This is a genomic window from Wenzhouxiangella sp. YN1, assembly GCF_056324145.1.
This window is the reverse complement of record NZ_JBJNIO010000120.1, coordinates 25559-46713: the sequence shown is the minus strand read 5'-3', so window position 1 is coordinate 46713 and position 21155 is coordinate 25559. Positions and strand designations below refer to the sequence as shown.

The 21155-nt window shown below is 65.3% G+C and carries 25 protein-coding genes and 1 tRNA gene; 19 read left to right on the top strand and 7 right to left on the bottom strand.

The genetic code is table 11. From position 1 onward, the window contains the following. Nucleotides 1-3: 3 nt before the first annotated feature. Nucleotides 4-375 (bottom strand): cupin domain-containing protein, encoded by a 372-nt coding sequence (locus ACEWQZ_RS03600; RefSeq protein WP_476481699.1) that lies wholly within the window; start codon nt 373-375, stop codon nt 4-6. Nucleotides 376-479: 104 nt separating this feature from the next. On the opposite strand from ACEWQZ_RS03600, the gene rsxB reads away from it, so the two are divergent. The 3 genes from rsxB to ACEWQZ_RS03585 are packed head-to-tail and all read left to right on the top strand — an operon-like array spanning nt 480 to nt 3584. Further along, complete coding sequence (gene rsxB, locus ACEWQZ_RS03595; RefSeq protein ID WP_476481698.1) at nt 480-1037, top strand: electron transport complex subunit RsxB; 558 nt, start codon at nt 480-482, stop codon at nt 1035-1037. Beyond that, a complete protein-coding gene (gene rsxC / locus ACEWQZ_RS03590; RefSeq protein WP_476481697.1) occupies nt 1030-2562 on the top strand; it encodes an electron transport complex subunit RsxC in 1533 nt (510 codons plus the stop codon). The genes rsxB and rsxC overlap by 8 nt, the downstream gene beginning before the upstream one ends. Next, complete coding sequence (locus ACEWQZ_RS03585) at nt 2559-3584, top strand: RnfABCDGE type electron transport complex subunit D (RefSeq protein WP_476481696.1); 1026 nt, start codon at nt 2559-2561, stop codon at nt 3582-3584. The genes rsxC and ACEWQZ_RS03585 overlap by 4 nt, the downstream gene beginning before the upstream one ends. A gap of 361 nt (nt 3585-3945) precedes the next feature. On the opposite strand, the gene ACEWQZ_RS03580 is transcribed toward ACEWQZ_RS03585, so the two are convergent. The 3 genes from ACEWQZ_RS03580 to ACEWQZ_RS03570 form a co-directional block, all read right to left on the bottom strand. Next, nucleotides 3946-4584: a hypothetical protein gene (locus ACEWQZ_RS03580; RefSeq protein WP_476481695.1), complete on the bottom strand. Its 639-nt coding sequence runs from the start codon at nt 4582-4584 to the stop codon at nt 3946-3948. A 210-nt stretch (nt 4585-4794) separates the two neighbouring features. Then, on the bottom strand, nt 4795-5274 hold the full coding sequence (locus tag ACEWQZ_RS03575) for a nucleoside deaminase (protein ID WP_476481694.1): 480 nt from the start codon (nt 5272-5274) through the stop codon (nt 4795-4797). 25 nt (nt 5275-5299) lie between these two features. Continuing rightward, complete coding sequence (locus tag ACEWQZ_RS03570) at nt 5300-6622, bottom strand: OmpP1/FadL family transporter (RefSeq protein ID WP_476481693.1); 1323 nt, start codon at nt 6620-6622, stop codon at nt 5300-5302. Between the two features lie 238 nt (nt 6623-6860). On the opposite strand from ACEWQZ_RS03570, the gene ACEWQZ_RS03565 reads away from it, so the two are divergent. From ACEWQZ_RS03565 to nth, 8 genes are all read left to right on the top strand, one after another. Beyond that, nucleotides 6861-7511, top strand: coding sequence for a c-type cytochrome (locus ACEWQZ_RS03565; protein WP_476481692.1), 651 nt, complete (start codon nt 6861-6863; stop codon nt 7509-7511). Then, nucleotides 7508-8563, top strand: a complete 1056-nt coding sequence (locus ACEWQZ_RS03560) for a c-type cytochrome (RefSeq protein ID WP_476481691.1) — start codon at nt 7508-7510, stop codon at nt 8561-8563. The genes ACEWQZ_RS03565 and ACEWQZ_RS03560 overlap by 4 nt, the downstream gene beginning before the upstream one ends. 140 nt (nt 8564-8703) lie before the next feature. Then, nucleotides 8704-9045, top strand: coding sequence for a DMT family transporter (locus tag ACEWQZ_RS03555; RefSeq protein ID WP_476481690.1), 342 nt, complete (start codon nt 8704-8706; stop codon nt 9043-9045). Beyond that, the gene (locus ACEWQZ_RS03550; RefSeq protein WP_476481689.1) at nt 9045-9359 is read left to right on the top strand and encodes a DMT family transporter; all 315 of its coding nucleotides are present in this window, start codon (nt 9045-9047) and stop codon (nt 9357-9359) included. Before ACEWQZ_RS03555 ends, ACEWQZ_RS03550 begins: the two co-directional genes overlap by 1 nt. Nucleotides 9360-9493: 134 nt before the next feature. Beyond that, nucleotides 9494-10627 (top strand): FG-GAP repeat domain-containing protein, encoded by a 1134-nt coding sequence (locus ACEWQZ_RS03545; RefSeq protein WP_476481688.1) that lies wholly within the window; start codon nt 9494-9496, stop codon nt 10625-10627. 65 nt (nt 10628-10692) lie between these two features. Next, entirely contained in the window at nt 10693-11310 is a 618-nt protein-coding gene (locus tag ACEWQZ_RS03540) for an RnfABCDGE type electron transport complex subunit G (protein WP_476481687.1), read from the top strand. Nucleotides 11311-11355: 45 nt separating this feature from the next. Beyond that, a complete protein-coding gene (locus tag ACEWQZ_RS03535; protein WP_476481686.1) occupies nt 11356-12051 on the top strand; it encodes an electron transport complex subunit E in 696 nt (231 codons plus the stop codon). Continuing rightward, nucleotides 12048-12710 (top strand): endonuclease III, encoded by a 663-nt coding sequence (nth, locus tag ACEWQZ_RS03530; protein WP_476481685.1) that lies wholly within the window; start codon nt 12048-12050, stop codon nt 12708-12710. Before ACEWQZ_RS03535 ends, nth begins: the two co-directional genes overlap by 4 nt. Before the next feature lie 29 nt (nt 12711-12739). On the opposite strand, the gene ACEWQZ_RS03525 is transcribed toward nth, so the two are convergent. Then, nucleotides 12740-13609 carry a TraB/GumN family protein gene (locus tag ACEWQZ_RS03525; protein WP_476481684.1) on the bottom strand — a complete coding sequence of 290 codons (870 nt, stop codon included), beginning with the start codon at nt 13607-13609 and terminating at the stop codon, nt 12740-12742. 33 nt (nt 13610-13642) lie between these two features. Between ACEWQZ_RS03525 and rnt the strand changes: the two genes are divergently transcribed. From rnt to ACEWQZ_RS03505, 4 genes are all read left to right on the top strand, one after another. Then, complete coding sequence (gene rnt, locus ACEWQZ_RS03520; protein WP_476481683.1) at nt 13643-14263, top strand: ribonuclease T; 621 nt, start codon at nt 13643-13645, stop codon at nt 14261-14263. Nucleotides 14264-14358: 95 nt separating this feature from the next. Next, nucleotides 14359-14940, top strand: coding sequence for a superoxide dismutase (locus ACEWQZ_RS03515; protein ID WP_476481682.1), 582 nt, complete (start codon nt 14359-14361; stop codon nt 14938-14940). 98 nt (nt 14941-15038) lie between these two features. After that, a complete protein-coding gene (locus ACEWQZ_RS03510) occupies nt 15039-16214 on the top strand; it encodes an acetylornithine/succinylornithine family transaminase (protein WP_476481681.1) in 1176 nt (391 codons plus the stop codon). Next, the gene (locus ACEWQZ_RS03505) at nt 16211-17284 is read left to right on the top strand and encodes an ABC transporter ATP-binding protein (RefSeq protein ID WP_476481806.1); all 1074 of its coding nucleotides are present in this window, start codon (nt 16211-16213) and stop codon (nt 17282-17284) included. Before ACEWQZ_RS03510 ends, ACEWQZ_RS03505 begins: the two co-directional genes overlap by 4 nt. Nucleotides 17285-17314: 30 nt before the next feature. Here the strand turns inward: ACEWQZ_RS03505 and ACEWQZ_RS03500 are convergent, their stop codons facing one another. Both ACEWQZ_RS03500 and purE read right to left on the bottom strand, forming a co-directional pair. Then, entirely contained in the window at nt 17315-18454 is a 1140-nt protein-coding gene (locus ACEWQZ_RS03500) for a 5-(carboxyamino)imidazole ribonucleotide synthase (RefSeq protein ID WP_476481680.1), read from the bottom strand. Continuing rightward, nucleotides 18451-18948: a 5-(carboxyamino)imidazole ribonucleotide mutase gene (gene purE, locus ACEWQZ_RS03495; RefSeq protein ID WP_476481679.1), complete on the bottom strand. Its 498-nt coding sequence runs from the start codon at nt 18946-18948 to the stop codon at nt 18451-18453. The genes ACEWQZ_RS03500 and purE overlap by 4 nt, the downstream gene beginning before the upstream one ends. A gap of 73 nt (nt 18949-19021) precedes the next feature. Here purE and ACEWQZ_RS03490 point away from each other — a divergent pair, with 73 nt between their 5' ends. The 4 genes from ACEWQZ_RS03490 (at nt 19022) to ACEWQZ_RS03475 (ending at nt 21153) form a co-directional block, all read left to right on the top strand. Further along, nucleotides 19022-19324, top strand: coding sequence for a Trm112 family protein (locus tag ACEWQZ_RS03490; protein ID WP_476481678.1), 303 nt, complete (start codon nt 19022-19024; stop codon nt 19322-19324). A 49-nt stretch (nt 19325-19373) separates the two neighbouring features. Further along, complete coding sequence (metX, locus tag ACEWQZ_RS03485; protein ID WP_476481677.1) at nt 19374-20459, top strand: homoserine O-acetyltransferase MetX; 1086 nt, start codon at nt 19374-19376, stop codon at nt 20457-20459. After that, entirely contained in the window at nt 20456-21028 is a 573-nt protein-coding gene (locus ACEWQZ_RS03480; protein WP_476481676.1) for a cysteine dioxygenase family protein, read from the top strand. The genes metX and ACEWQZ_RS03480 overlap by 4 nt, the downstream gene beginning before the upstream one ends. A 38-nt stretch (nt 21029-21066) precedes the next feature. Next, nucleotides 21067-21153: transfer RNA gene (locus ACEWQZ_RS03475), tRNA-Leu, on the top strand. The last annotated feature ends 2 nt before the right edge of the window (nt 21154-21155 follow it).

The following is a 21155-nucleotide window of genomic DNA, read 5'->3' as shown; positions in this document are numbered from 1 at the left end:
GTATCAGCCCTCGGCGTCGGCCTTCGTTTCGTGCTCGGTACCCGGCTCGTGCTCGGGCGGGGAATAGGTGGTGTAGAGCCTGAGCATGCCCGATCCGGTATTGGTGAAATTGTGCCAGGCGCCCGAGGGCACGATGGCGACATCGCCGGCCGTGACCGGCTGCTCACGTTCACCGATCTTCGCCTGGCCTTCGCCGTCGACAAACCACAGCAGCTGATCGTGGCCTTCGTGCACCTCGCCGCCGATCTCGCCGCCTTCGGGAACCGCCATGAGCACAAGCTGGCTGTGCTCGCCAGTCCAGATCACCTTGCGGAACTCGTCGTTTTCCCTGGCCATCTGCTCGATGGGCAGCGTGGTCTTGTCCGTTTCCTTCATTGCCTGCTCCTTGTATCGCCGAAAGTTTGAAAACTCACCCCTTCAATTAAACTGGGGGATATTTTCGCCAGATCAATAGCCGCGCTGCGCATTATCATGGGGCCATGATCAGCGCGATCCTGACATTGACCGCCATGGTGCTCCTCATCGGCGCCGTGCTGCTGTGGCTCGGCCGCCGCCTGGCGCCCGACGAGGACAGCCTGGTCGAGCGCATCAACGAGACCCTGCCGCAGACCCAGTGCGCGCAGTGCGGCTATCCGGGCTGCCGGCCTTACGCGCAGGCCGTTGCCAATGGCGAAGCCGACATCAACCAGTGCCCGCCCGGCGGTGAAGAAGGCGTCAGAAAGCTCGCGGAACTGCTTGATATCGAAGCAAAGCCCCTGGATGAGTCGCGCGGCGAGCACAAGCCGGCAATGGTGGCCGTCATCGACGAGGATCGCTGCATCGGCTGCACACTATGCATCCAGGCCTGCCCGGTCGACGCCATCCTGGGCGCCCAGCGCCAGATGCATACCGTGATCGAGGCCGAATGCACCGGCTGCGAACTGTGCGTGGCACCCTGCCCGGTCGACTGTATCGACATGGTGGCGCTGGCGCAAACCTGGCGCTGGCCAAGGCCCGAGCCCATCGCGCTCAGGGTCCGGGAGACGGCGCATGGATGAAGCCCTGCCCGGCGAGCGCATCCACGGCTTTCCCGGCGGCCTGAAGCTCGAGCATCACAAGCAGATCGCCTGCCGCGACCCGGTCGAGCGCCCGCCGCTTCCCGAGCGCCTGTTCATTCCCATGCGCCAGCACCAGGGCGAGGCCGGCCGGCTGTTGGTCGAAGCCGGCGAGCGCGTGCTCAAGGGCCAGGCGCTGAGCGCATCGGGCGATGACTTCATCGTGCCCGAACACGCGCCGACCTCGGGCACCATCGAGGGCGTAATCAACCACCCCGCCGCCCTGCCGCCGGGCGGCACCCGGCCGGCCATCGTGCTGCGCCCCGACGGCGAAGAGCGCCGGGCACCCCCGCGTCCTCTCGAGAACTGGCGCGAGCGCGCGGCCGACGAGATCGTCGACCATCTCCATCGCGCAGGCCTTGCCGGCCTGGGCGGCGCCATGTTTCCCACCGCCGCCAAACTGCGCGGCGGCTGGTCGGACCTGCACACCATCATTCTCAACGGCGCCGAGTGCGAACCCTGGATCGCCTGCGACGAGATGCTGATGCGCGAGCGCGCCCGCGACGTGATCGAGGGCGGGCTGATTCTGGCCCGCGCCGCCAGCACCGGGCACGTGGTCATCGCCATCGAAGACCGCATGGGCCGGGTGGAGGAAAAACTGCGCGACGCCCGCCGGGCACTGGGTGCCGAACAAGACGTTCGCATCCGCAAGGTGTTCACGGTCTACCCCGAAGGCGGCGAGCGCCAGATCATCCAGGCCCTGACCGGCCGCGAAGTGCCCCACGACGGCCTGCCGCAGGATCTCGGCGTGGTCGTGCACAACGTCGGCACCGCCGCCGCAGCGCGCGACGCGGTTGTCGAAGGCCAGCCGCTGATCGAGCGCATCGTCACCGTCACCGGCCCGGGCATCGTCCACCCGCGTAACCTGCTGGCGCTGATCGGCACGCCATTCAGCCACCTTGTCCAGGCCGCCGGCGGCTACCGCGGGCACGTCACCCGCCTGATTCTGGGCGGGCCGATGTCGGGCACGGCCCTGGCCGGCGACGACATTGCCGTCACCCGAGGCAGCAACTGCCTGCTGGCCCTGACTCGCGAGGAAACCGCGCCGCGCCAGCCGACCCTGCCGTGCATCAACTGCACAGCCTGCGTGCGCGCCTGCCCGGCGAAGCTGCTCCCGCAGACCCTGTTCAAGCTCGTCGAGGCGGGAAAATACGAGGCTGCCGCCGAATACGACCTGGCCGACTGCATCGAATGCGGCTGCTGCGCGGCCGTGTGCCCCAGCCACATCCCGCTGGTCGACTTCTACAAACACGGCAAGGACGAGCTGGCGCAGCGCAACCTCGACCAGCGCCGCGCGGCCCTGGCAAAGCGGCGCCATGAGGCGCGCGAACAACGCTTGGCCCGCGAGCGGGAAGCGCGCCAGGCCCGGCGAAAGGAGCGCGAGAAGAAACTCAAGCGCTCGGAGACCGAAGCCCAGAGCGAAATTCAGGCCGCCATCGAGCGGGCCAGGCAGAAGAAAAAACCATGAAATTCGAGCTCGCCGGCGCGCCACACCAGCCGCCCGCCACAACGGTGGGCGGCGTCATGCGCCAGGTGCTCTATGCCCTGGTGCCGGCGGTGGCCGCCCACGTGTGGTTCTTCGGCTACGGCATCCTCTTCCAGATCGTACTGGCGGTCGCCTTTGCGGTCGGCTTCGAGGCGGCCATGCTCCGCCTGCGCGATCGCCCGGTCGGCCTGTTCCTGTCCGACTACAGCGCCGTGGTCACCGGCGTGCTGTTCGCCCTGTGCATGCCGCCGCTGGCGCCGTGGTGGATCGCGGCAATCGGCATGCTGTTTGCCATCGTCATTGCCAAGCACCTCTACGGTGGGCTGGGCTACAACCTGTTCAACCCGGCGATGGTCGGCTTTGCCGCCGTCATCATCGCTTTTCCGCTCGAGCTCAGCCAGTGGCTCCTGCCGCGCCCGCTCTCGCCGGGCCTGCCAGGCCTGGCCGAGACGGCGCAGGCCATCCTTACCGGCCAGCTGCCTGAAACGCTGAACTGGGACACGGTATCCGGCGCCACGCCGCTTGACCGACTGCGCACCGGCGTGAGCGCAAATCTGCCCCTGAGCGAAATCCGCGGCGCACCGATCTTCGGCGACTTCGGCGGCCGCGGCTGGGAATGGATCGCCAACTTCTACGCCATCGGCGGAATCTACCTGCTGTGGCGCGGGGGCATCTCCTGGCGGGTGCCCGTCGCCGTGATCGCGACCACCATCATCGTCTCCACGCCGCTGTGGCTGCTTGGACCCGACACCAATCCCTCGCCCCTGCAGCACATCTTCTCCGGCGCCCTGGTACTGACTGCCTTCTTCATCGCCACCGATCCGGTCTCGGGCTGCGCCACGCTGCGAGGCCAGCTGGTCTTCGGCGCCGGCGTGGCCATCCTCACCCTCGTCATCCGCCGCTGGGGCGGCTACCCCGATGGCGCCGCCTTCGCCATACTGCTGATGAACATGGCCGCCCCGCTCATCGACCGACTGACCCGGCCAAGAACCTACGGGCATTGAGCCGGCGCAGGCAACTGCAAATTCAGGCAAGAACCCTCACCGGCACGCCAGCGCTCGTTTCAGGGCACGATCAATCTGCTCATCCTGCGGCGCTACCAAGAACCCAGTGAGGGCGGTATCCCCGGCAATCAGCCGGGGCCTCATTGAAGTGGGCGAAGCCCATCCCCGCGAAAGCGGGGACCTTCCGGATGCAGCCCGCACGCCCGGATTTCAGCGCGGTGCCACCCAATGGGGATCCCGGATCAGCCTAAGGCTGTCCGGGACGACCACGCTGAAGGTGGTCGGTTGGCAGGAGGGTTTGCCTGGCAGGTGGTCAACCGGGCAGCGGTGGGGCGCGGCGGTGTCGGGGGCTTTCCTGCCTTCAGGCTCCCCAGGGTTCGGGGCATTGGCCGGCCAGGGTGAAGCTGCCGCCCAGGGCTTCATCGTGATAATACGGGTGCGCCTTTTCCACGGTGGAGTCGACGGTGAAGGTGCCGTCAGGCTGGGCGTGCAGCAGCGGCAGTGATTTGCCCTCGGGGTCATCATCGTTGGGGCCGCCCTGCATGGAGCTGTGCCGCTGGCCTTCCTTGCTGGCATCGACGACCACCTGCAGGGTGGCCGCGTCCTGGCCCGAGTAGGCGTAAAAACTCTCGCGCTCGCGGTTGACCGCACGGCGAAGATCGAAGTAGCCCGAGCGGCCATCTCCGGCTTCGAAATCGCCTCTGATCGCGATCGAAAACAGCGTGTCGTGGCCGTCGTTGACAACGCCCGGTCCGCTGCACTGGATGGCAACGTCATAGCGAGTGCCGTCGATGGTCATCACGGCGGTGCCAGCGGCGGGAATCTCCATGTCGTGGAGCTCGACCCAGCCGTCTTCCGCGGTCATTTCCGGGACAACCGGGCGCTGTGGCGCTTCTGACTCGTCGCTGGCCTGTTGCCCTGCAACATCGGCGTCGCCGGTGTCACCGCCGCAGGCCGTCAGGGCCAGCAGTGTCGCTGCCAGCAGCGCCAGGAAATTCAATGAAAGAACGCTGGGAGCAAGCAGCGCAGCATAACGACAAGATCCATGCCGAACAGCCACGTCGTGGCCTCCTGATATCGATGGGTTCAGCCTGCCATTACGAGACTGCTGCGTGAAACCTGCCATTACTGCGCAGAAAGCCGGCCCGGCCAGGCCAGAAGTGACGGGACTGAGCGAGGGGACAGGCTCTCGCCATTGCCTCGCTCGGCATCAGCTCCTGTCGTGTGCGCGACGATGCAGGGCGTGGATCTCGTCGGCCAGCTCGGGGATGGGGCCTTCCACGGTCAGGTCGGGAACGATCTCGCCGATCGGCAGCGGGCGAACCCGGGGCCGGGGCGCGCCGAGCTCGGCGCGCCACTGGGCGAGCTGTTCAGACGAGCTGATGTAGACAATGCGGCCCAGCCCCGCCAGACCATGGGCGGCGGCGCACATCGGACAGTGCTCGCCGGAGGTATAGACGGTGGCTGCGGCGCGCTGTTCGGCATCCAGATGCTTGGCGGCCCAGCGGGCGATCTCGAATTCCGGGTGGCGCGTCATGTCGCCCGAGACGGTGCGGTTGCGGTCTTCGAAAAGCACTTCGCCGTCGGCGGCGACCAGCACCGAGCCGAAGGGTTGATCGCCGGCCTCGAGTGCTTCGGTCGCCAGTTCCACGCAGCGGCGAAGATGCTTTTCGTCTGCAGAGTGGCTCACTTGTCGTCTCCCGTGCAAGCGCCGCTCAGAACCGGTAGGTGGCCGCGGCGGAAAACAGATGGGTCTCGGCATCGACGGTACCACCGAGCGTGCTGCCGGTGTCGGCTACCTTGTTGATATCGGCGTCGTCGCTGAAGATGCGGGCATAGCCGGCATCGAGCGTCCAGTTCGACACCGGCTGCCAGCTCGCGCCGATGGTCAGCCAGCGGCGATCGGAGTCGGGTACGCGCGGCGAGCGGTAGGCATCGCTGGTTGGCGTTTCGTCGTAGGCCACGCCGGCACGCAGCTTCCAGTGGTAGCCAAGGCGGTATTCGCCGCCCAGCGAAGCAAACCAGGTATCGCTCCAGTTCTGTGGTTCGACCAGCGCTTCCTGGGCGGGGTTGTCGAAGCGGATTTTCAGCTCGTCGAACGAATGCCAGTAGGTGCGAGCCACATCGGCGGTCAGGTCGAGGCGATCGGTCAGCTCGGTGTGCAGGCTGAGCGTGGCCACCGCCGGGGTGTCCAGATCGGCGCGGCCGCCGGTGTCGGTAAACAGCTTGCCGGGGAGCTGATCGAATACGGCCGCGGCTTCGGCTGGCACCTGAAAGCGGGCATTGCCGCTGAGCTCGTGTTCGATTTTCGAGCGGTAGCTCAGCCCGATATGGGTGTGGTCGCCAACGCGCCAGAGCGCGCCCAGCGACCAGCCGGGGGCATAATCATCGCCGCTGAGGGTGGCCTTGCCGTCGGCCGACTGCGGCACGAACGCGCCCTGGGGCACGGCGGGCGACTGGGCGCGGATGGCGCCAAAATCGACCGCGCGCGAAAGGGTGGCGTCGGCGTACTGAAGAATCGCGCTGCCGCCCAGCGAAAACCGGTCGGTCAGATCGTAGGCCAGCGACAGGCCGAGGTTGACGGTTTCCAGATCCGATCGCAGGGCGTGGTAGCGGCCGACCCAGCCGTCGTTGTACTCGGTGCTCAGGCCAAAGGGCGCCGTCAGCGACATCCCGGCCGTCCAGTTTTCGCTCAGCGGAGTGGCGAAATAGGCGGCCGGAACCGGTTCGAGGTCACCGGCGTCGCCGCCGTTACCGCCGGCCAGCGGATTGCCAGTGGCATCCCGGCCGCTGCCGTCGAACTCGAATGAAAGGTCAATGGCTGACAGATCCACCTGCACCAGGGGGTCGTCGAGCAGCGTCATGCCGGCCGGGTTGTTGTAGATCAGGGCGGCCTCGCCGGGAGTGGCAGCCGAGCCGGAAAAGGCCCGACCCAGTGCCGCGGCACTGTTTTCGCGAATTTCAAAGCCGGATCCGTGGGCGCCGGCAGCGTACAGGGCCGTGGCCGCAATCAGGCTCGCGTAGCGTTTGTCATTCATGATCAGCTCCTGCGGGTTGAATACATGGACTCTGGCGCAAGCCACATGCTTCGCCCCCCACAAGTGCTCATCGCGCTGTGGCAAACGTCGACTGCTTCGACCTGAGAGCCCGCCGCACAGTTCCGGACCGAGCCCGATCCGTGCGCCGCCAATCAGGTACAACAAGTACATGATTGCAGCACATCCAGCCGCGCTAATATGGGCCCATGACCCGTCACCCCAGCCAGCGATTATGCCGATGATCCGCACCTCGACCCTTCTCCTGCTCGGCCTTGTGCCGGGGCTCACCCTTGCCGGCCCCAAAGGCCTGGAAGGCGATGCCACCCGCGGCGAACAGGCGGCTGCCGCCTGCGTGGCCTGTCACCAGACCGACGGCAGCGGCATGAACATTCCCGGCGGCGAATCGTGGCCGCGCCTGGCCGGGCAGAATGCCGCGTATCTGGCGCAGCAGCTGCATGACTTCAAGCAAGGCCGTCGCGAAAGCCCCAGCATGGCGCCCTTTGCCAACATGCTCGACGACCAGCAGATTGCCGATGTGGCCGCCTACTACAGCCAGATGCCGGTAACCGCAGCCGGCGGCGGTGAACAGGCCGACGAAGAACTGCTTGCCCGCGGTGAAAAGCTGGCGCGGCGCGGCGACTGGGATGACTACATCGTCGCCTGCCAGAGCTGCCACGGACCGCGCAACGAAGGCGGCGGCAGCATCTTTCCCGGCATCGCCAGCCAGCACGCCGGCGTGATCGAATCACAGCTGCGCGCCTGGCAGGAGGGCAAGCGCAGCAATGACCCGCAAGACCTGATGGGCGCGATTGCCCGACGCATGAGCGACGAAGACATCCGTGCCGTGGCCGCCTGGCTGGCGCACCGGACCGTGGAGACACAACCATGAAGCCTGCAATGATCAATCCGTGCCGACCGGCAACGACGCTGGCCGCCTTGATGGCAATCACCGCAACCGGCCTTGTCGCGCTGATTGCCGGCATCAGCCTGCCCGCGCGGGCGCAGCACGAACAACTCGTCGAACTGGGCTTTCCACCGCCCACGGAAGACCAGCTGGTACACGTGCCGCCGACCCTCGAAGACCTCGAACAGGCCGATCTGCATCCGCAGCTCAAGCAGGTGATCCGCCGCGGGCGCGAGCTGTTCATCGACACCCAGCAGCTGCGCGGAAAAAACGTATTCAACGACATGAACTGCTCGAGCTGTCACCTCGATGAGGGCCGCCTGCCCTTCAGCGCGCCGGTGTGGCCGGCGGCGGTCACCCTGCCGGACTTTCGCGGCAAGAACCAGCACGTCAACAGCCTGGAAGAACGCATTGCCGGCTGCTTTGCCTATTCGATGAACGGCATTCCGCCCGAATACGGCAGCGACGACATGCTCGCGCTCAGCGCCTATCACCAGTGGCTGGCCCGGGGCGTACCGATGTTTCCGGACAAGCCCATTTACGGCCGCGGCTACGCCTCGCCCGAGCGCCCCGAAAACCTGAGCTACGAGCGCGGCGAGCAGGAATACCAGACCCACTGTGCCGTCTGTCACGGCACGGATGGTGCGGGCCATTACGAGAACGGCGAATACGTCTTCCCGGCGCTGTGGGGTGATGGCTCGTACAACTGGGGCGCGGGTATCGTGCGCATCAACACGGCCGCGGGCATGATCAAGCACGACATGCCGCTGGGCCAGCCCAACTCGCTGAGCAATCAGCAGGCCTGGGACATTGCCTGGTACATCAACAGCCAGGAACGCCCGCAGGACCCGCGCTACCGCGGTTCGGTCGATGATCTGCTGGAGCGCTTCGGCGACACCTTCCATCGCCATACCCGCTACGGTGAAATCCGCGAGCACGACGGCCACCGTCTCGGCGAGCACGAAAACTACGGCGAAAAGGAAGACCGGGTGCCGTGGAACATCGGCGTCGGCCGCTTCGAGGACAGCGAAGACTGAGCCGAGCGTCCACCCTCGAATGCAGCGGTAACCGTTTATACTTTCACGGCGCATTGTCCGGCCGCGGCCCTGCCCGGCCGGACTGCCTGCGCGCCTCACCTCGATTCTGCACACTCATTGAATCTGGAGCAGCACACCTCATGGGCTGGATGTACGTCTTCTGGGCCGCATTTGTCGAAATCTTCTGGGTACTTGGGCTGAAATATTCATCCAATTTCTGGATGTGGGCGGGCACCGTCGTGGCCCTGATCTTCAGCTTTTACTTCATCATCAAGGCCTGCGCGGTACTGCCGTCGGGCTCGGTGTATGCCACGTTCACCGGCTCCGGGGCGGCGGCCATCGCAATCATCGATTTCACTCTGCTGGGCGAACCGTTCACGCCGGCCAATGGCCTGTTTCTGGCGCTGATCATCGTCGGCGTGGTCGGTGTTCAGCTCACCACGCCGGCAGAGTCGGCCGGCGCCGGCGAGGGCACGCCCTGATGGCCTGGTTGTATCTGTTCATCGCCAGCTTCGGCGAGATCTTCGGCGTGGCCGCCATCAACATGTATCTGCAAAAGAAATCATGGCAGTGGCTGCTGGCCGTGGTGGTCATCTTTTCATTCGGGTTCTGGTTCCTGGCCCTGGCGATGCGCGACATTCCGCTGGCCACCGCCTACGCCATCTGGACCGGCCTGGGCGCGACCGGCGCGGTGCTGATGGGCGTGACCTTCTTCAAGGAATCAATGACCTGGCTGCGCCTGCTGTTTCTGGCCTGTATCATCAGCGGCGCCGTGGGCCTGAAGCTGATCAGCTGACGCGCTCTGGGGTCTGCCGGGCACCCGCCCCACCGCGGCACGATGATGGCGCGCCGCTCATGGCACAGCGAGGGCACACATCCCGTACTCTAAGGGTCGGCAAATTGCCACAGACCAAGCTCCGGGAGAAATCAATGTCAAGGCACCACAAGAAGAACACCGCGACGAGGCGGGCTGCTGCTGCAGTGGCGGCCATTGGCCTGGCCACCACGGCGATGGCGCAGGTCGCTTTCGAAGAAACGGGTGAACAACTGACCCTCGCCGGCGCGTTTTTCGACGCGCGCGCAATTCACTATGCCGACATGAACAACGACGGCAGCCTTGACGTGATTGTCGGCTCTTTCGGTACATCGGTGCGCATCTGGCTCAACAACGGCTCCGGCAGCTACTCCGACAGTGGATTCAGGGATGACCAAAATGCAAACCGCGTCAATCAGCTATTGATCGAAGACTTCGATAACGATGGCTATCTCGACATCCTGGCCGTACGCGGCGCCCACAAACCGTCAACGCTGTGGCTCAGCGACGGCAGCGGCGGGCATGCGCTGTCGTCGCAGACCCTGCCGACAGGCACGTACGCTGCCGCCGGCGATCTGGACGGCGACGGCAACATCGATGTCGTATTCGGAACCGGAGAAGTCTATCTCAACGACGGCGCCGGTCAGCTAAGCGCGGTCACAAGCCTCACCGGGCAGAACGGAGCGGTCGATATCGGTGACCTAGACGGCGATGGCCACGCCGACATTCTCGTCGTGGGCGGAGTGTCTAGCGCGGCCTACTTCAACGACGGCGGCTCGACCCCTGACTTTGGCTCGCCAAGGCAAGAGCCGGTCATCGGCAGCCGCAGCGTTGAGCTTGTCGATCTCGACGGTGACGGCAGTCTGGACGCACTCACCAACGCAGGTGTCTATATCAACGACGGCAACGGCGATTTTTCCAGAGTACATACCTGGAGCGGTGGGGTCAGCCAAGCCATCACGGCAGATGTGGATCAGGATGGCGATATGGATGTGGCGCTGGCCCTGCAGGGCCCTTCTTTCAGCGAAGCGCCGAACGAACTCTGGATCAACGACGGCAATGCCTCGTTCTCGAATTCAGGCCTGCAGCTGGGACCGGCAAACTGGGCCCTTTCAGTCGCGTTCGGAGACTTTGACGGCGACAGCGACCCGGACCTGATCTTCGGCACAGCGGGCAACGACTACGTCTACCAGCATGAGAACCTGACCGATGCATGGCGCTTCTTTCACGACCGTTTCGAGAGCAACTGAACGGCACCGGGCACGTGCGGCCCGGCAGTCCCGGAATACCTGCCGACCTTCAGGTGGCCGCTTGAATGACTGAGCGCGCCTCGATCTGGCGCCCGGCTGTTGGCCTGGGTCTGATCGGGCTGGCCGCGGCCCTGCTGCTTGCCGTGCTTGACCGGGTGACGGACGAGCGCATTGGCGAGCAGCGCCGCGAGCACGCCCTGGCCGCGGTCGCCTCGATGCTCGAGCCGGGCAGCTACGACAACGCGCTGCTCGAAGACGCCGCGCGCATGACGATCGACGGCCTGCCCCAGGCGGCCACCGTCTATCGGGCCCGGCTGGACGGTCAGCCGCGCGCGGCGGTGATCGACCTGGCCACGCCCGAGGGCTACAGCGGCGAAATCCGCATGCTGGTGGCGGTCGATCTGGCGGGCACGGTGCTGGGGGTCCGGATTCTCGAGCATCGCGAAACCCCCGGTCTGGGCGACCGGATCGAACGCGGCAAGAGCGACTGGATCGAGCAGTTCCGCGGCACATCGCTGGAACACCCCGATGCTGGCAACTGGGCCCCGGACCGCAGAGGCGGAGCATTCGACACGGTCTCCAGCGCCACGATCACATCGGCCGCCGTCATCGCCGCGCTCGAACGCGCCTTGCAGGCCTTCGAGACCAAGCGGGACAACCTGTTTGCAACCACCGATAATTGACTTGCTCGTGACTTCCGTACATTTCCTGACTTCAGGCGGCTCGACATGACGCCCAGCGAAACGAAACGCATCTGGCGCGACGGCCTGTGGGACAACAATCCCGGCCTGGTGCAGCTGCTGGGCCTGTGCCCGCTGCTGGCGGTGTCCAATACCGCGGTCAACGGCTTCGGGCTGGGCGTGGCCACCCTGCTGGTTCTGGTTGTCAGCAGCGGCCTGGTCTCGGCTCTGCGCCAGACCTGGCGCCCGGAAATCCGCATTCCCGCCTTCGTGCTGATCATCGCCTCGACGGTGACCGCCATTGACCTTTCAATGCAGGCCTGGCTGCACGAGCTCAGCCGCACGCTGGGCATCTTCGTGCCGCTGATCGTGACCAACTGCACCATCCTGGCGCGGGCCGAGGCCTTTGCCTCGAAACAGCCGGTCGGTGCCAGCCTGGCCGATGCACTGGCCCAGGGCACGGGCTTTGCCGCAGTGCTGATCGTGCTCGGGGCCGGGCGCGAAATCATCGGCCAGGGCACGCTGCTCGACGGCGCGGACATGCTGTTCGGCACCGCCGCAGCGGACTGGACGATGCAGATCCTGCCCTTCGATCAAGGCCTGCTGCTGGCCGTGCTGCCGCCCGGCGCGTTCATCGGCCTGGGCCTGCTGGTTGCGCTCAGACAATGGCTGATCCGGCGTCCGGCGCGAACTGGCGCAGAATCGGGCGCTGCCCCTTCACCCGCCGAACCCTCAGCATCATGAACAAGGCCGATCGCGAGGAATTCTTCCGGCGTCTGAAGGAACTCGATCCCGAACCCACCACGGAGCTGGAGTACGACTCGACGTTCGAGCTGCTGGTGGCCGTGATCCTGTCGGCCCAGGCCACCGACGTTGGCGTCAACAAGGCCACCCGCCGGCTGTTTCCGGTGGCCAACACGCCGGCAACCATCCTGGCGCTGGGCGAAGAAGGCCTGAAGGACTACATCAAGACCATCGGCCTGTTCAATTCCAAGGCCAGGAACATCATCAAGACCTGCCGGGATCTGATCGACAAGCACGACGGCGCCGTACCCGATACGCGCGCCGAGCTGGAAGCCCTGGCCGGGGTCGGCCGCAAGACCGCCAACGTGGTGCTCAACACCGCTTTCGGCCAGCCGACCATGGCGGTCGACACGCACATCTTCCGGGTATCCAACCGCACCGGCCTGGCGCCGGGCAAGACGCCGCTGGCAGTCGAAAAGGCCCTGCTCAAACGCGTGCCCGAAGCCTACCTGAAGGACGCGCACCACTGGCTGATTCTCCACGGCCGCTATACCTGCCGGGCGCGCGCACCGCTGTGCGGGCAATGCCCGGTCTACGATCTGTGCCGCTGGCGGCAGAAGCGCCGGCACTTCGAGGCGACGCAGCCCACAGTCACCTGAGGGCGCACTCAGTACCAACCCGGCCCGGGTCAATAAATGCCGTCGACCTGCCAGCCACGCGCCCTGAGCAGTTCGATCAGGCCGTCATCTCCGTGCAGGTGCAGCGCGCCGACAGCAATGATCAAGCCCCCTTCGGCCAGCCACGCGTCGGCCCGCTCGAGCATTTGCCGATTGCGTGCCGCCAGGCCCTGCTGTTGAAAATAGCGAACGATATGCTCGTCATGGCCGGCCATCTGCGCTTCGGCCACGGCGGCAAGACGCTCCAGGTCCCCGTCGAGATAGGCCGACACCAGCTGCTCGAACACCGCCTGGTGGGCCGCATGATCATTGACCGTTTCACGGATCAGGCTGATCTGGTCTTCCAGCGGCAGGCCGGAAAGAAAGTCGACCTGGGCGTCAACGCTTTCCAGCGCCACCACGTCCAGACCGGCGCCCTGGGCGCGCCAGGACAGCATCAGATCCATGTACATCCCGGTTTCGGCCGGCGGGGTGGCCAACGTCAGCGCCACGGCCCAGGGTTTCAGCTGGCTGACGGCCGCCTCGGTGAGGCCGTATTCGCCGGTCAGCAAGGTGCAAACCCGCTGATAGAGCGCAGGCTCCAGCACTTCATCGAGACGTTTTTCGGGCGCCACCATGGCCTGCTGCAAGCGCTCGAGCATGCCGGCATCCGGAATCAGCTCCAGCGCCATGCGATCCGCTCGGGTCAGAGCCTCTACCAATGGCGCGGGCCACTCGAGCAGGCGGGCGTCTTCGCTGTGCATGGTGCCCAGCAACCAGTTCTGGCGGCCCTGCGCATCGCTTACCGACCAGAACACCTCGGCGGTGGCCAGGCTCGGCAGCAACCACAGCACCAGCAGCACGACGGCGGCGTTGCGGTGGTCAAACCGGTGAGGGTGCATTATGCTGGTCTCTGTTACCCAATCACGCTTTCCATGTCTTCAATCGTCAATCGATTTCGAGGTTTCCAGCCCGTGGTCGTCGATGTTGAAACCGGTGGTTTCAATGCCGCTACCGATGCCCTGCTGGAGCTGGCCACTTGCATCATCGAAATGGACGCCGATGGCTGGCTGTCCCCCGGTGAGGTGATGATGCAGCATATCAAGCCGTTCGAGGGCGCCAATATCGAAGAAGCTGCGCTGGAGTTCAACGGCATCCGTCCGCACCACCCGCTGCGCCCGGCGGTGGACGAGCGCGACGCGCTCAGGCACCTGTTCCAGCCGATTCGCCAGAGCCTGCGTGCCACCGGCTGCAAACGCGCTGTGCTGGTCGGCCACAATGCGCACTTCGATCTCGGCTTTCTCAATGCGGCGGTCGAGCGCACCCGCTACAAACGCAACCCGTTTCACCCTTTCAGCTGCTTCGACACCGCCACGCTGGGCGGCCTGGCCTACGGGCAGACGGTTCTGGCCCGGGCGGTTGACGCCGCCGGGCTGGACTGGGACAAGAGCCGCGCCCACTCGGCCGCCTACGATACCGAACGCACGGCCGCACTGTTTTGCAATATCGTCAATCGCTGGCGTCATCTCGAAGAACTCGAGGACGACCGCGGTTGATCCACGCGGCGCAAAATACCGCGTGCCCTTGAAACCCTGCGGGTCTCGCTACCATCTATAGAGATGCACCCGCAATAATAATGGAGGACCAAACCATGGCTTTTGAGCTTCCCGATCTGCCCTATTCACTGGATGCCCTGGCACCCAACATCTCGCGAGAGACGCTGGAATACCATCACGGCAAGCATCACCAGACCTACGTCAACACCCTCAACGACATGATCGAGGGCACCGAGTTCGCCAACATGGAACTCGAGGACATCATTCGCAAGTCCTCCGGCAAGATGTTCAACCAGGCCGGCCAGGTCTGGAACCACACCATGTACTTCAACTGCATGACGCCCAACGGCGGCGGGCAGCCCGAAGGCCGGCTCGGCGAGCTGATCGAGCGCGACTTCGGCGATTTCAATCGTTTCGTCGACGAGTTCACCAAGGCTTCGGTCAGCCAGTTCGGCTCCGGCTGGGGCTGGCTGGTGCAAAAGCCCGACGGCAAGCTCGCCGTGACCTCGACATCGAATGCCGAAAGCCCGTTGACCGGCGACGACACGCCGCTGCTGGTCTGTGATGTGTGGGAGCACGCCTACTACATCGACTATCGCAACGCGCGTCCGAAATACGTCGACGCTTTCTTCGAAATCGTCAACTGGGATCACGTCGCCTCGCGTCTGCGCGACTGAAGCGTTTTCACCTCTTCAACCCGTCACCGGCGGCGCCAGGCGCCGCCGGTTGCCAATCAGCGGTAGAATGACCGCTTTCCAAACTTGCCAACGAGTCAATGACGCACCTGTTCAATACCTATGCGCGCATGCCCGTGCGCATGGTCCGTGGCGAAGGGGCCTGGCTGACTGACGATCAGGGGCGTCGCTACCTCGACGCCATTTCCGGTATTGGCGTGTGCAGCCTGGGGCATGCCGAGCCCCGGCTGGCCAAAGCCATTGCCGATCAGGCTCACCGGCTCATCCATACCGCCAATATCGTCGAAGTACCGCTGCAGGAAGAACTGGCGCAGGCCCTGGCGGAGATCAGCGGCCTGGAGCGGGCATTCATTGCCAACTCCGGCGCCGAGGCCAACGAATGCGCGCTCAAGCTGGCGCGCCGCCACGCCCACGCGAAGAATATCGCTCACCCCGCCGTTCTGGTCGCCGATCACAGCTTTCACGGACGCACGCTTGCCGGCATCAGCGCCTCGGGCAACCCGGCGATACAGGCCGGCTATGGGCCCCTGGTTGACGGCTTTGTACGCGTGCCCTTCGGCGACGCCGAAGCGGCCGCGACCGCTCTGGCCGAGCATCCGGAGATCGTTGCCGTGCTGGTCGAGCCGATTCAGGGCGAAGGCGGCGTGCACGTCCCGCCCGACGATTACCTGCCGACCCTGCGCCGCCTGTGCGACCAGCACGACGCCCTGCTGATGCTCGACGAGATCCAGACGGGCATGAATCGCACCGGCAAGTGGCTCGCTTTTCAGCACCATGCCGGCCTCAGGCCCAACGTGGTCACGCTCGCCAAGGCGCTAGGCAATGGCATGCCCGTGGCTGCCTGCCTGGCGCGCGAGGACGTGGCCGCGATGATGACGCCCGGCACTCACGGCACCACCTTTGGCGGCAACCCGCTGGCCTGCCGCGCCGCCCTGACGGTGCTCGATATCATGCGCGAAGACGGCATCGGCGAGCGCGCCGCCAGCGCCGGACAGCGGCTCATCGACCGGCTGCGAGCCGGGCTCGAGGGCCTGGCCCCGGTAAAGGCCGTGCGCGGGCGCGGCCTGATGGTGGGAATCGAGCTCGACCGCGACTGCGGCGAGCTCAAGGACGATGCCTTGGCCGATGGCGTGATCATCAACGTCACCCGTGGCCGAACCGTTCGTCTGCTGCCGCCGCTGATCGTCAGCGACGAAGAAGTCGACCGCATTGCCGAAGTCGTGATCGGCGTAATCCGCAAGCGTTATTGCCCGTGATTCTCGAGGTCGACGACATCTGGCTCGGTTACGAAGAAGCCTGCGTCATACGCGGTCTGAGCTTCGGGCTTGACGTCGGCGAAATCGGCTGTCTTCTGGGCGCCTCGGGCTGCGGAAAAACCACGGCCCTGCGCGCGGTTGCCGGCTTCGAGCCCCTGCGCTCCGGCGAAATCCGCATCGACGATCGGGTGGCCTCGACCCCGGACTTTCGTCTGGCACCGGAAAAGCGCAGCGTCGGCATGGTGTTTCAGGATCACGCGCTGTTCCCGCATCTGAACGTGACCGGCAACGTCGGCTTCGGCCTGCGCCGGCTGTCACGGCGCGAACGCGACCACCGTATCGACGAGCTCCTCGAGCTGACCGGGCTGGAGGGTTTGTCGCATCGTTATCCACACGAACTCTCCGGCGGGCAGCAGCAGCGCGTCGCCCTGGCGCGTGCGCTGGCAACCGAGCCCGACGTGCTGCTGATGGACGAGCCTTTTTCCAATCTCGATGCCCGCCTGCGACGGCACGTCGGCGAGGAAGTTCGCAGTATTCTCAAGCAGCGCGGCACGGCAACGCTGATGGTCACCCACGACCAGCAGGAGGCTTTCGCCCTCGCCGACCGGGTGGGGCTGCTCAAGGACGGGCGCATGCTGCAGTGGGACTCGCCCTACCAGCTCTACCATGAGCCGACCAATCACTATGTCGCCGCCTTTACCGGCCGCGGCAGTTATCTGAAAGCGCGCGTGGTGGAAGACCAGACCCTGGTGCACGGGCTGGGCCGTTCACCGGCGCCCGACGACCGCCCCGATGGCGACGAGCTGGCGCTGCTGATCCGGCCCGATGACATCCGCCCGGACACCGATGGCTCCAGAGCCCGCGTGGTCGGCCGTCAGTTTCAGGGAGCACAGATCCTGTATCGCCTGGAACTGGACACCGGCGAGGAGATCGCAGCGCTGTTTCCCAGCCACGACGACTATGCAGTCGACCAGACCATCGGCGTGACGCTGGACGCCCACCATCTGGTTCTTTTCCCGACCGCTCAGACCGAACCGTTCATCAACCCTTCGCACCACAACGGGCGCTGAAAACGGGGCCGGCTTGCGGCCAATACCGCCCTATTCCCTGCCTTTCCGAGACGCAACCAGCCCGCCGAGCAGATCGCCCAGCGGCCGGGGCAGCTCCGGGCGCGCCTGGAGCGCCTGGTGTGCCAGCTCGGCCCAGGTCTCGGCCAGCAGCGTGGCGTGACCCACCTTGCGCCCCGGCCGGGATGACTTGCCGTAGTCGTGCCAGTGAAGATCCGGCAGTTTCAGCAGCCCGGATGCCGAAGGCATGCCGCCAATCCAGTTGAACATCAGCGACGGGGCGCGCAGAGCCGTGCTGCCCAGCGGCAGATCACACACCGCGCGCAGGTGATTTTCAAATTGCGAGCACACCGCGCCCTCGATGGTCCAGTGGGCCGAGTTGTGCACCCGCGGAGCAAACTCGTTGCCGATGATCCGATCGCCGGAGACGAACAGCTCCAGGGTCAGACAGCCGACGTAGTCCAGATGCTCGGCGAGAAGCCGGCCACAGGCCTCGGCACGCTCGCGCAAGCCGGCATCCACCGCGGCGGGCGCAGCGGCCAGCCGCAGCATGCCATCGGCGTGCAGCGTGCGCGAGAGCGGATAGCAGCGCAGCTCGCCTGCGGCGTTGCGCACCACGGTCATGGCGCACTCGAAATCAAAATCGACCCAGCCTTCGAGGATCAACGCATGGTCGCCCAGCTGCGCCCAGGCGGGCTCGAGATCCTCGGGCCCGTGCAGCAGATACTGCCCCTTGCCGTCATAACCCATGCGGCGGGTCTTCAGCAGCGCCGGGTAACCGATGTCATCCAGGGCGGCAAGCAGATCGGCGCGCCCGGAAACGGCGGCAAAAGGCGCCACCTCGATGCCAAGCGACTCGAACAGCTGTTTTTCATTGAGCCGATCCTGGGCGGCGGCAAAGGCATTGGCTGCCGGCCGCACCGGATGGCCGGACTCGGCCAGACCCTCGAGTACCGCCGCGGGAACATTTTCAAAGTCGCAGGTGATCCGGTCACAGCCGGACAGCTGATCCAGCCCCGCCGGATCGCTCCAGTCAGCGGTGACCAGCCGTCCCAGCTGGCCGGCACAGGCATCCGCCTTGGGATCAAGAAACACGAACTCCGCGCCCAGCGGCAGCCCCGCCTGAGCCATCATGCGTGCCAGCTGGCCGCCACCCAGAATACCAACCTTCATGAGGCGCGCGGGTCGGTCGCCGCCAGCACGGCATCGGTCTGCTCCTGCCGCCAGCTCCGATAGCGCTCGCGAATATCAGGATGCGCGGCGCCCAGCATGGAAGCTGCCAGCAGGCCGGCATTCACGGCCCCCGCCTTGCCGATGGCCAGGGTGCCCACCGGCACCCCGCCCGGCATCTGTGCAATTGAAAGCAGCGAGTCCAGCCCGTTGAGTGCGCGCGACTGAACCGGCACGCCCAGAACCGGCAGCACGGTTCGGGCCGCAACCATGCCCGGCAGATGGGCGGCGCCACCGGCCCCGGCAATGATCACCTCGATACCGCGCTCCTCGGCGGCTTGCGCGTATTCGAACATGGCTTCGGGCGTTCGGTGAGCCGACACCACCTTCACTTCGTGGGGCACACCGAGCTGTTCGAGCAGCCCGGCGGCATGCGACATCGTTTCCCAGTCGCTTTTCGAACCCATGATGATGCCGATCAGAGGCGATGCGGCCATCGCGAACCCTCCGCGTTGGATAAGGAAAACAATGAATCTTATCAGGGCCGCCGTGACGAGTAAACGCGCTTCCATGCGCACCCTCCGAAAGGATACAATCATCGGCATGGCCACCATCGATCCTCTTCTCGACATCCTCTGCTGCCCGGTCAGCCATCAGCCGCTGCGCCCGCTGGAGAAAAGCCGCCTGAAGAAACTCAACGCGCTGATTGCCGCCGGTCAGGTGCAATATGTCGACCACAGCGCAGTCGAGGACAAGGCGCGCGAAGCCCTGATCACCCGCGATGATAAAGTCATCTATCTGGTCGTCGACGGCATCCCCGTTCTGCTGCCCGACCGCGGCATCGGCAGCGCGCAGTTCACCGACCCGATCTGAGTCTCGGGCAGGCGCTGTAGAATGGCTTTTTTGACCATAGAGGAAATCCATGGGTCCGGCCACCCGCTATTTCGATCTTGAGCAGCCCTTTGAACTCTACCGCGGCGGGCGACTGCCTCACGTGCGCCTGGCCTGGGAGTCATGGGGCGAACTCGACGCCGACAAATCCAACGCCATACTGATCTGCACCGGCCTTTCGCCCGGCTCGCACGCGACCTCCTCGACCCAGGATCCGGAGCCGGGATGGTGGGAAGACATGATCGGGCCCGGTCGCTACATCGACACCGACCGCTTTTTCGTGCTCTGCATCAACTCCCTGGGCTCGTGCATGGGATCGACCGGACCGGCCAGCATCAATCCGGACACCGGCAGGCCGTGGCGGCTGGACTTTCCGGAGCTTGCCATCGAAGACATCGCGCGGGCTGCGCGCCTGGTGGTCCGGCATCTGGGCATCGAGACCCTGCACGCGATCATCGGCCCATCGATGGGCGGGCTCACGGCGCTGGCCTGGCTCAAGCAGTTTCCGCAGAGCGCGCGCAAGCTCGGCCTGATTTCAACCGCCTGCTCGGCGACGCCCATGGCCATTGCCATTCGTTCGCTGCAGCGAGAAGCGATTGTCACCGACCGCAACTTTCGCGACGGGCTTTATACCGAAGACGACTGGCCCGAGGTCGGCATGCGCCTGGCGCGCAAGCTGGGCATGATTTCCTACCGCTCGGCAACCGAGTGGCGGCAGCGTTTCGGCCGTCAGAGCCAGGACTATTTCCCGCCGACGCTGTTTGGCATGCGCTTTGCCGTTGAATCCTATCTCGAGACCCATGCGCGCAAGTTCGTCGGCCAGTTCGATCCTTGCAGCTATCTGTACTTGTCGCGCGCGATGGACACCTTCGATTTCTGCGACAGTGACGACACGCTCAAGCGCATGTTTGACCGCTGCTTTGCCGGTGAAGCCCTGGTGCTCGGGGTCAAGACTGATATCCTCTTTCCGTTGTTTCAGCAAAAGGACCTGGCCTCGGCCCTGGAAGCCAGCGGCAACGATGTGACCTTCCAGGCGCTACCCTCGATACAGGGCCACGATGCGTTTCTGGCCGACGTGCCCACGTTTGGCGAACCGATAAGGAAGTGGTTGCAATGAGTCTAGACTTTCCCGGCAAGTCGCGGATGATCGACCGGATTCACCGTGCGGTATCAGCCGACTGCGCCGAAGACATCACCGAAAACCTTCGCCAGTGCCTGTGTGAGCTGGTGGCCGACGAGGACATCCAGCTGCCCGACTGCGTATACGAATACAGCAACGAGCACTACCGCCGCCGGCTGCTGCACCAGGACAAGGCGCTGGGCTACACCGTGCTGGCCATGACCTGGGGCCCGGGTCAGGGCACGCCGCTGCATGATCACGCCGGCATGTGGTGCGTCGAGGCTGTCTGGCACGGCGAAATCGAGGTGGTCCAGTACGAGCTGGTCGAACGCGGCAGCAATCAGTTCCGGTTCGAACCGCGCACCACCATGCGAACCGGAGTCGGAAGCGCCGGCAGCCTGATCCCACCGCACGAACACCACACCATCGCCAACCCCAGCCCCGATCAGCCGGCGGTCACCATCCACATCTATTCCGGCGTGATGGACGAATGCTGTGTCTTCAAGCCCGTCGAGGACGACTGGTACCAACCGCAGCCAACCAGCCTGAGCCTGGATTCGGACTAGACAAACACGCGTCCGAGGCAGACAATATGCGTCCCCGAGCCGGGGTGGCGGAACTGGTAGACGCGACGGATTCAAAATCCGTTTGCCGAAAGGCAGTGAGGGTTCGATTCCCTCCCTCGGCACCAGA

Bases quoted from the DNA above. Each gene is read 5' to 3' on its own strand.
- ACEWQZ_RS03600 (WP_476481699.1), bottom strand. From the start codon at position 375: ATGAAGGAAACGGACAAGACCACGCTGCCCATCGAGCAGATGGCCAGG.
- rsxB (WP_476481698.1), top strand. From the start codon at position 480: ATGATCAGCGCGATCCTGACATTGACCGCCATGGTGCTCCTCATCGGC.
- rsxC (WP_476481697.1), top strand. From the start codon at position 1,030: ATGGATGAAGCCCTGCCCGGCGAGCGCATCCACGGCTTTCCCGGCGGC.
- ACEWQZ_RS03585 (WP_476481696.1), top strand. From the start codon at position 2,559: ATGAAATTCGAGCTCGCCGGCGCGCCACACCAGCCGCCCGCCACAACG.
- ACEWQZ_RS03570 (WP_476481693.1), bottom strand. From the start codon at position 6,622: ATGAATGACAAACGCTACGCGAGCCTGATTGCGGCCACGGCCCTGTAC.
- ACEWQZ_RS03565 (WP_476481692.1), top strand. From the start codon at position 6,861: ATGATCCGCACCTCGACCCTTCTCCTGCTCGGCCTTGTGCCGGGGCTC.
- ACEWQZ_RS03560 (WP_476481691.1), top strand. From the start codon at position 7,508: ATGAAGCCTGCAATGATCAATCCGTGCCGACCGGCAACGACGCTGGCC.
- ACEWQZ_RS03555 (WP_476481690.1), top strand. From the start codon at position 8,704: ATGGGCTGGATGTACGTCTTCTGGGCCGCATTTGTCGAAATCTTCTGG.
- ACEWQZ_RS03550 (WP_476481689.1), top strand. From the start codon at position 9,045: ATGGCCTGGTTGTATCTGTTCATCGCCAGCTTCGGCGAGATCTTCGGC.
- ACEWQZ_RS03545 (WP_476481688.1), top strand. From the start codon at position 9,494: ATGTCAAGGCACCACAAGAAGAACACCGCGACGAGGCGGGCTGCTGCT.
- ACEWQZ_RS03540 (WP_476481687.1), top strand. From the start codon at position 10,693: ATGACTGAGCGCGCCTCGATCTGGCGCCCGGCTGTTGGCCTGGGTCTG.
- ACEWQZ_RS03535 (WP_476481686.1), top strand. From the start codon at position 11,356: ATGACGCCCAGCGAAACGAAACGCATCTGGCGCGACGGCCTGTGGGAC.
- nth (WP_476481685.1), top strand. From the start codon at position 12,048: ATGAACAAGGCCGATCGCGAGGAATTCTTCCGGCGTCTGAAGGAACTC.
- ACEWQZ_RS03525 (WP_476481684.1), bottom strand. From the start codon at position 13,609: ATGCACCCTCACCGGTTTGACCACCGCAACGCCGCCGTCGTGCTGCTG.
- rnt (WP_476481683.1), top strand. From the start codon at position 13,643: ATGTCTTCAATCGTCAATCGATTTCGAGGTTTCCAGCCCGTGGTCGTC.
- ACEWQZ_RS03515 (WP_476481682.1), top strand. From the start codon at position 14,359: ATGGCTTTTGAGCTTCCCGATCTGCCCTATTCACTGGATGCCCTGGCA.
- ACEWQZ_RS03510 (WP_476481681.1), top strand. From the start codon at position 15,039: ATGACGCACCTGTTCAATACCTATGCGCGCATGCCCGTGCGCATGGTC.
- ACEWQZ_RS03500 (WP_476481680.1), bottom strand. From the start codon at position 18,454: ATGAAGGTTGGTATTCTGGGTGGCGGCCAGCTGGCACGCATGATGGCT.
- purE (WP_476481679.1), bottom strand. From the start codon at position 18,948: ATGGCCGCATCGCCTCTGATCGGCATCATCATGGGTTCGAAAAGCGAC.
- ACEWQZ_RS03490 (WP_476481678.1), top strand. From the start codon at position 19,022: ATGCGCACCCTCCGAAAGGATACAATCATCGGCATGGCCACCATCGAT.
- metX (WP_476481677.1), top strand. From the start codon at position 19,374: ATGGGTCCGGCCACCCGCTATTTCGATCTTGAGCAGCCCTTTGAACTC.
- ACEWQZ_RS03480 (WP_476481676.1), top strand. From the start codon at position 20,456: ATGAGTCTAGACTTTCCCGGCAAGTCGCGGATGATCGACCGGATTCAC.